General features: G+C 63.4%; 4 protein-coding genes. All 4 read right to left on the bottom strand.

Features of this window, described 5'->3' with window-relative positions:
* Nucleotides 1-238: 238 nt before the first annotated feature.
* The 4 genes from QU44_RS13425 to QU44_RS13410 are packed head-to-tail and all read right to left on the bottom strand — an operon-like array spanning nt 239 to nt 8029.
* Nucleotides 239-2923, bottom strand: coding sequence for a DUF5695 domain-containing protein (locus QU44_RS13425; RefSeq protein WP_156141188.1), 2685 nt, complete (start codon nt 2921-2923; stop codon nt 239-241).
* On the bottom strand, nt 2920-4695 hold the full coding sequence (locus QU44_RS13420) for a DUF885 domain-containing protein (RefSeq protein ID WP_033922817.1): 1776 nt from the start codon (nt 4693-4695) through the stop codon (nt 2920-2922). The genes QU44_RS13425 and QU44_RS13420 overlap by 4 nt, the downstream gene beginning before the upstream one ends.
* Entirely contained in the window at nt 4692-5732 is a 1041-nt protein-coding gene (locus QU44_RS13415; RefSeq protein ID WP_033922816.1) for an Ldh family oxidoreductase, read from the bottom strand. Before QU44_RS13415 ends, QU44_RS13420 begins: the two co-directional genes overlap by 4 nt.
* The gene (locus QU44_RS13410) at nt 5729-8029 is read right to left on the bottom strand and encodes a glycoside hydrolase family 127 protein (RefSeq protein WP_231621744.1); all 2301 of its coding nucleotides are present in this window, start codon (nt 8027-8029) and stop codon (nt 5729-5731) included. The genes QU44_RS13415 and QU44_RS13410 overlap by 4 nt, the downstream gene beginning before the upstream one ends.
* Between the last annotated feature and the right edge of the window lie 62 nt (nt 8030-8091).

Genomic DNA, 8091 nt, shown 5'->3' with positions numbered 1-8091 from the left:
CAAACCGTGGGATTTTTCAGCAGCCTGTTAAACAAGGCATCGACAACCCGAGATTATTCGATCTGAAAAAACTAAGAATGGTACTATAGTCTTCTCAGGTGCCGAAGTATTCGGCAAGCCTGAGGCCTTCTGCCACTCGCTACGCCAAGGTTGCCGGCATGACGCGGTTCGCTTCAATGCAGCAATAAGGATGTGCGCTGATGGGTGTGCGATTTAGCTCGTCACCTCGTGTGCCCGGTCATGGCACGAGCCGGGCGGTTCGGTACGCCAATCGACATTCGCCGCCGATGATCGGTAAGCGGCGGTCGATCCAATGGCTCTTCTCTAGCCGGTAACGCAGCGCCACTTCTTGGGCCGCTGGATCGAAAAACTCGGGCTGAAACACGATAGCACTGTTTTCGGTATCTAGATTGATGGGGCGTTTCGCGGCAAAACGGGCATTGATCAGTTCGACATCCAGCGCCGTCCCGTCCAGCCGGAGGCTCAACCGACGCCGCACGCCGTCGCGTGGTTCGACCGATGCGCCATCCAATTGGCCGCCAAAGGCGATGCGTCCGAACACCGGATCATCGGCGACGATGGTTCGCGCGGCGCGCAGTGCGCCGCAAAAACCAAGATCGGTTTCGCATGAATAATACCATGGTCCGCGCTGATGCGGCTGATCGAGCCATGTCATGCCCTCAGGCGCGGGTTCAAACCCGCCGCCCGCCGCGCCGTCATTCGCTTCGCCCGGATACCAATATCCATATCCGGTTGCAGCCGGCCCACTGTTGAGCAACGCCCAGGCCGACAATTGCGACGCATAGCCCAGTCGCAGCAGGGAATGCGGGTCGTCGATGTCGTTGAGCGCGCGGTCGAGCAGCGCCCAACCGCCCATCTGCGACATGTAGCTCAGCGTGAAGGTGTCGCCTGCATTCGCGCGATAATCGCTGCCGAGATAATAATAGGCCGGCTCCAGCCAACCGCGGCAGAAGATGTTCGCCGCTGCCTGGCGGTCGGCGAAGGCCCGCGCGGCGGCGGGTGAGACGCTCATCGCCGCCGATCGGTCCATTGCGCTGCGCGCGAGCGCCTGCGTGCTTTCAAACCCGGTCGAATCGAACGGATATTCGGACCCGAACAGATCAACCGCCCCGGCGACGAAGCGACGGACCTTTTTTGCCCAATGCGCCTCCAAAATATCGGCCTGTTGCGCCATGCTGGCGGCGCGCAGGTCGTCGATCAATGCCGGGATCACGCATTCATTGTAGAAGCCGGTTTCACAGGCCGACCATTTTTCGATCGCCATCGGCACGACGAACATCGCGATCGCGGTGCCGGCGGCACGCGACAGGTAATCGCGCGCGGTCAGGCTTGTGGGCACGCCCGGATGATCGCGCGCGATCCGGTACAACGCATGATACATCGCGAAGATGTGCGGATAATCATAGGGGCGCCAGATATGCAGCCGACCCTTCGGCCCCCGATCGGCGCTTTCGCGGTTCTGCTTCCAATCGGGAATGCCATAAATGGCATAGGGGTGCCCCTCGGTCGTTGTCATTTGCAGCCCGCCCCAGACGAAGTTCGCGACATAATGATCGAGCGCCGCGACTTCGCTTGCGTCGGGATGTTCGGCATTTTTGGTGGCGAGATAGGCAGGTTTGCTGAGGCCAGGGTCGTCGCACGTGACCTCGTAGATACGCCAGCCCTTGATCCGGTCGTAATTATCGGGGCCGAGCAGCACGCCGGTGTCCATCGCCCATTCGCCGAACAGGCCATCATACCATTTGGTGGCATCGCGATGCTGACGGCGGACGATGAAGGCGGCGCGCTTCTTCATCATCGTCTCAACGGGCTCGGTGGCGAAAAACTCGAGATAGGTCCGCCGACCGCCCGCTTGCTCGATGGTCAGCCGATTCTCTCCGGGCCGTTCGAAACGGACGCGCCACAAACGCCGTCCGGCACGATCGGGCAGCCGCGTGATCATGGTCTGTGCAGGATATTCGGCCACCAGCCGGTCGACCGGATCGACGGAGGCGAGCGCCACATCGACCTGCAGATCGCTTGGCACGGTCATGCCCGGCGCGACTTCCACATCGACCAGCCCGGCAGCGACGATGGCGGCGCGCGCGGCAGCATAATCGGCAACCCACTGAAAACGAAATGCATATCGCCGCGTCTCACCCGCTTCGAGCCGCAGCGAGGCGGTTGGCTGGCGCCAATTGGTGCCCCGCGCCGCGGTGTCCGCAGCAGCGGCACCGGCATGGAGATAGGCGCACCACGTCGCGGGGCCGGTATCGCCGTCCAGCTTCTGGACGTTCCAATATTCCAGCGCGGTGCCGCGATCGGGCAGCATCATCAGATATGGCCCGACGCTGTTCGAGCGCATCCAGAACACATGGGATCCGTGGCCTGAAACGAAGCTGTGCTTCATCACCGCTTCGGTTGGCGGCCGCTTCGCCAGGAACTGCGTCGGCATCGGGAGCGGTATGAACAAGTCACCGACCTCGACCGCCGAGTCGCCGGCGGTGACCGTGATGTCCCAGCGCAGCATGGCGCCGTCGAGCACCAGCCGCGATCCGAGCGTCGCGCCGTGCGCGGCGACCTGCCGTTCGGCCTTGCCCTGTTCGCCAACGCCCAGCGCCGAGCCGCTACGGGTATCGAGCGAATGCCACTGCGCGCCCAGTCGAACGCGCGCATGGACATGGCCCAGGGCATCGCCGGCACGGACATAATCGGTGTCATGCCGGTCGCCATCGAAGCGCAGGCTGGTGATCGCGCCATCATCGGTTCCAACGACGAACGGTGATCCGCGCCCGATCAGCGCGCTGGTCACGCGGCGAGGCGCAGGCACCGTGTTCGCGCCAACCGCCTCGCCTCGCACCGTTACTGCGATCGCCGCGCCGGCCAGCAATAGCGCGCGACGGCTGATGCCTGGGGCAGTCATGGCAACGGATACGGCCCCTTGCCGCCTCCCGCGATGAAGCGGTCGACCTGTGCGTCAACCAATGGCAACGGCACCGAGCCCAAGCTGAGCATGGCATCGTGGAAGGCCCGGTGATCGAATTTGGTCGTGAGTGCCTGCCTGGCCTTGTCGCGTCCGGCCAGGAACGCCAGTTCGCCCATATAATAGCTAAGCGCCTGGCCCGGCCACGCGATATAGCGATCGACCTCGGTCGTGATTTCGTGGTTCGACAGCGCGGTGTTGTCCCGCAGAAAGGCCTGCGCCCGCTCGCGCGACCAACCTTTGGCATGAATCCCGGTATCGACCACCAGCCGCGCCGCCCGCCACATCTGGTAGCTGAGCATGCCGAATACCTCATATGGCGTTTCGTACATCCCCATGTCTTCGCCCAGCGCCTCGCTATACAGCGCCCAACCCTCGCCATAGGCCGACAGATAGGTTTCGCGGCGATAGGCGGGCAAGTCGGTCAGCTCGGCCGCGAACGGCATCTGGAATGCGTGGCCCGGCGCGCTTTCGTGCAGTGTCAGCGCAGGCAGCGAATATAGCGGCCGGGCCGGGAGGTCATAGGTGTTCAGCATATAGATGCCCGGACCACCGCGCCCTGCGGTGTAGAAGGGGGCAAGATCGGCCGGCACCGGCTTGATCGCGAAGCGCGCGCGGGGCATGCGGCCGAACCATTGGCTGGCCTTGCCGTCGAACGTCTTGGCGATCCACGCCGCGCGGTTGAGCAGCTCCTGCGGGTCCTTCACGTAAAATTGCGGATCGGTGCGCAGAAAGTCCAGAAAGGCCGGCAGATCGCCCTGCCATTTTGCCTGTTTCATGGTTTCGCCCATCCGCGCGCGGATCTTTGCGACCTCGGCCAAGCCGATCGCGTGGACCTGATCGGCGGTCAGGTCGCGGGTGACATATTCACGGACCTTGGACGTATAATAAGCGCGCCCGTCAGGCATGTCATAGGCAGCGAGCGTGGTGCGCGCGCCTGGAATATATTCGTCGCGCAGGAAGGTCAGCAGCGTGGCGTGGGCGGGGACCACCGCCGCTGCGATCACGCGCTTCGCCTCGGCGCGCAACGCCGCCTGCGTTTCGATCGGTATCGTCGTCGGCAGTTTCTTGAATGGCGCGTAAAAGGGCGAATCCTCGCCATTGCCGGCCTTCACCACTTCGGCGACGCCGATGTCGCGGCCCTGCAACGTGATGCGCGGGGGGGTAAAGCTGCGCTTCAGGCCGGCGCGCATATTGGTGATTTGCTGATCGTAAAAACGTGGCAATTGCGACAATTGCGTCAGATAGCGGCGAAGCGCCGCCTCGTCGCGATAAGTGTCGCGGGCCATGCCGGCGATACTGATCCAGAAGCTGGAATCGGCGTTGAGTGGTTTTTCATATTCGCGAAACCGCTGGCTGGCGAGCAGCGCTTCGACCTGCGTGCGATAGACCGCGTAGTTGTCGCGCGCGGCGGGTGTCAGTGTTTTGGGATCGATCGCGTCAAGCACGGCAACCGTGTCGCTCCAGCGTTTGAGCATTGCCGCCTGCATCGCGGGGCCGACATCGGGCAGGCTGGCGGGGGCCGGCTGGGGCGCATCCTCGCCCGGCCCCTCCAGCGTCTTGCGCCAGGCATATTCGGCATCGGCCAGCCGGTTGAAGCGCTTGTCGGCGGAGGTAGGTGCCGTGCGCTGCACTGGCGAGGCACTGGCAATGCCCGTCATGGTCGTTGTCGTCGTCAGCAGCGCCAGTGCCAAGGCGGTTCTCATGGTCATGCCGTAACCCCCGTGATGGTTGCGATGTCTTCAATCAGTCGGCGCGATACGTGGACGCCGTCGCGCTGGCTGCGCGCACGCGCGGTGTAGCGGCGGGTGCCGGGCAAGCGCGCGCCTTGTTTTTCAATCCCGGCAAACACTTTCTCGGCCCGCAGCAGATGCTCCCCCGCCGCCGCGCCTAGAAATCCCGCAGGATCCAGCGCCAGGATCAGTTCGCCGCCGATCGGCGATCCATGCCGCCCCGCGTCCCGAGCGATCGATTCGCTACTGGTCAGGTCGCCGATGAGCGGCCCGGCGATAAGCTCCACCATCGCGGCCAGCGCTGATCCTTTGGGACCGCCAAAGGTGCGCATCGCGCCCGCCAGCACGGCCGCCGGATCGGTCGTCGGGCTGCCATCGGGCGCGTGCCCCCAGTCGGGCGGCACCGGCTTGCCCGCCCGGCGATGCAGCTCGATCTCGCCGCGCGCGACCATGCTGGTGGCGAAATCGAATACGAACGGCATGGCCCCCGGACGGGGCCAGCCAAAGGCGATGGGATTGGTTCCGAACACCGGCTGCGTTCCGCCAGCCGGTGCTACCCAGGCGTGGTTGGCGGTGAAGGCCAGGGCGACCATGCCGTCGCCGGCCAGCGCCTCGACTTCGGGCCACAGGGCCGCGAAGTGGACGATATTGTTCAGCGCCAGCGCGGCGATGCCGTTGGCGCGCGCAGCCGCCACCAATGCCGGTCGTCCGATGTCGAACGCCAATTGGGCAAAGCCCCCACCGCCATCGATGCGCACAACAGCATTTGCAGGCCGCTCCAGCACCGGCACCGCATCGGGCACGACGACCCCGCTCTTGACGCTGTGGGCCGCGACCAACAGGCGATACAGGCCGTGCGACGCACAGCCATCCCGCTCGCCTGCCACGATCGTCGCGGCCACGGCATCAGCATAGTCTGGTGCCAAGCCGACCGCCAGCAAGGCCGCGACCGCGAAGCTGCGCACCGCGTCCAGCGTCAGGTGGACGGTGTCGTCGTTAACGTCGCCGTCGCTCACGTCGTCGTCGCAGGCTTGGCCGTGAAGAGGCGCATGCCGAAGATCGGCCCTGCGGTATTGCGATCATGCGGGACGATCCGCACCTGCATCGACGTCTTGCCGCGCGTCAGCGCCTCTGGCAGCGGATAGTCCACGTCATAGAAGCTGCCCGGCCGGCTTCGATCGAGCCGCTGGGTCGCAACGATCTGGTTATCCACCAGGATATCGAAGCTGCGATTGCCCTCGTCACCCCAATAGGTCGCCTGCAGGATCAGCGGACCAGGCTTTACCGCCATGGTGAATTCAAAGAACCCGCCGGTTCGCGCGTCACGCCCGTTGCGACCGCGATAGGCGACGGGATAGGATATTTCCGATGTCAGCTTATGGTCGCGTTCGGGCTGCATCTCGCCCAGATGCATCACGTCCACCGACCGCGCAGCCAGATCCTTCTGCCGGGCCTGTTCGGCAAGGAATGCGGCTTCCTCCACGGGCCATTCCGCCTCGGTGAAGCGCTTGAAATAGACCGCACTGCGCCGATCATATTGACGATAGAACGGCACAAAGCTGAGGTCGGCGGGGCGGATCAGGCCGTGCGTCGCATAGTGCGCTTCCTCGGGCATCACGGGTGCGAACCCGGCAATCAGATCGGTTCCGACCATCGCCGGGTCGGGCTTGTCCCATTCACCATCGGCCCGGCCCAGATCGCCCGCCAGCACGAGCGGCCCGCGCAATACCGCGATCACACGGTCGTTGCCCGGCGTGGGTTCAATCCGCAGGTCCATCGGTATGCGGATCGTCACGGCATCACCCGCTTTCCAGGCGCGCGTGACAATTGCATAGCCGCCCGCCTGCGCCGCCATCACCGGCTTGCCATTGACCAGCACTTCATGGTTTTTTGCCCATCCGGGCACGCGCAGGGCAACCGGGAACCGGCCTGGCCTGGCGAGCGTATCAAAGCGCAATTCGGCCTCACCCTCGAACGGCCATGCCGTCGCCAGACCCAGCTTTGCTCCGCGGGCCTTCCATTCGGCGTCGGCGGGGATGTACAAATTGACGATCAGCGTATCGTCACCTTCCCAGAAAATGCTCTCGCCGTGCTTGGCGTGGCTTTCCATGCCAGTGCCGACACAGCACCAGAATTCTTCGCCGTCGCGCGCCGAATATTCGCGCTTTGCGCCCGTCATCAATGGGGTCATGTAGGTGAAACCGCCGTTCACCGGTTCCTGCTGCGACATCACATGGTTCAGGTGCGCGCGCTCATAGAAATCGAAAAACGCGCCGTCTGGTGCCCAACTGTACAACTGCCGGGTGAGTTTCAGCATGTTATAGGTGTTGCAATGCTCGCACGTCTGCTCGGTAATATGCTGAGCAATCGTATCGGGAGCGGTAAAATATTCGCGATCGGCATTGCCGCCAATCACATAGCTGTGATGCTTGGTCACGCTCTCCCAGAAAAAGCGCGGGGCGACGGCCTGATCTTGCTTGCCCGTAATGTCATGCAGGCGGGCAAGGCCGATCAGCTTTGGCACCTGGGTGTTTGCGTGGAAGTTTGACAGCTTGTCGCGCTTTTCGGTCAGCGGGTCCAGGTTGCGCTTGTCATAGATGCGCTCTGCCAGTTGCAACCAGCGGGGATCACCGGTGCGAGCGTGCAGTTCGGCAAAGCTTTCGTTCAGGCCGCCATATTCGCAAGCCAGCATCGTTTCGACCTGGTCGTCGGTAAGTACTGCAAAGACGCGATCGATATAGCCTCCAAGCCCGGTGGCAATGGCAAGCGCCTTGGGATTGGGACCGATATGATCGATCACGTCGAACAGGCCGGTATAGAGCTTGTGCCAGTTATAATATGGCACCCAGCATCCGTTGAGGTCGAACCCGGCGGAGCGGATGTCGCCTTTCATGATTTCGGGGAATATCTCCTTCCCATCGACGATCGTGCCGTCCTTGCGTTTGCGGGTGAAGCCCGCGACATAGCCGTCGCCGTTCGCCGCCTGGCATCGGGCGAGCTCGTCGATGATGTAATGGGCGCGGCGGACGCATTCATCACAGCCCGTTTGCGCATGGGTCAGCGCCAGCCCGGACAGATAATGGCCCAGGGTATGGCCAGCGATCGTATCGCTTTCCCAGCCGCCATATACCGGCGCTTTGGGGTCGAAACCGGCGAATTTGTGGAAATTGTGCAGAAGGCGATCGGCAGATAGGCGCAGCAGATAGTCGCAATTGACTTCGACTGCGCGGGCATAATCCGATGGCCGCAATCGGGTCGCCGATAGCGGGAAAGCCTTGGCGCGTGCCGGCATGCCAGAGACACTGGCGGCCATGAGCGGTGACGCAAGCAACGGGACTGTAGCTCCGGACAGCAGGAGCGCGCGGCGACCGATCA

It is taken from the genome of Sphingomonas sp. 37zxx (assembly GCF_000786205.1).
GTDB lineage: Bacteria > Pseudomonadota > Alphaproteobacteria > Sphingomonadales > Sphingomonadaceae > Sphingomonas.
Note: the sequence above shows the minus strand (reverse complement) of the source record. Positions and strands in the feature narration are given on the sequence as shown.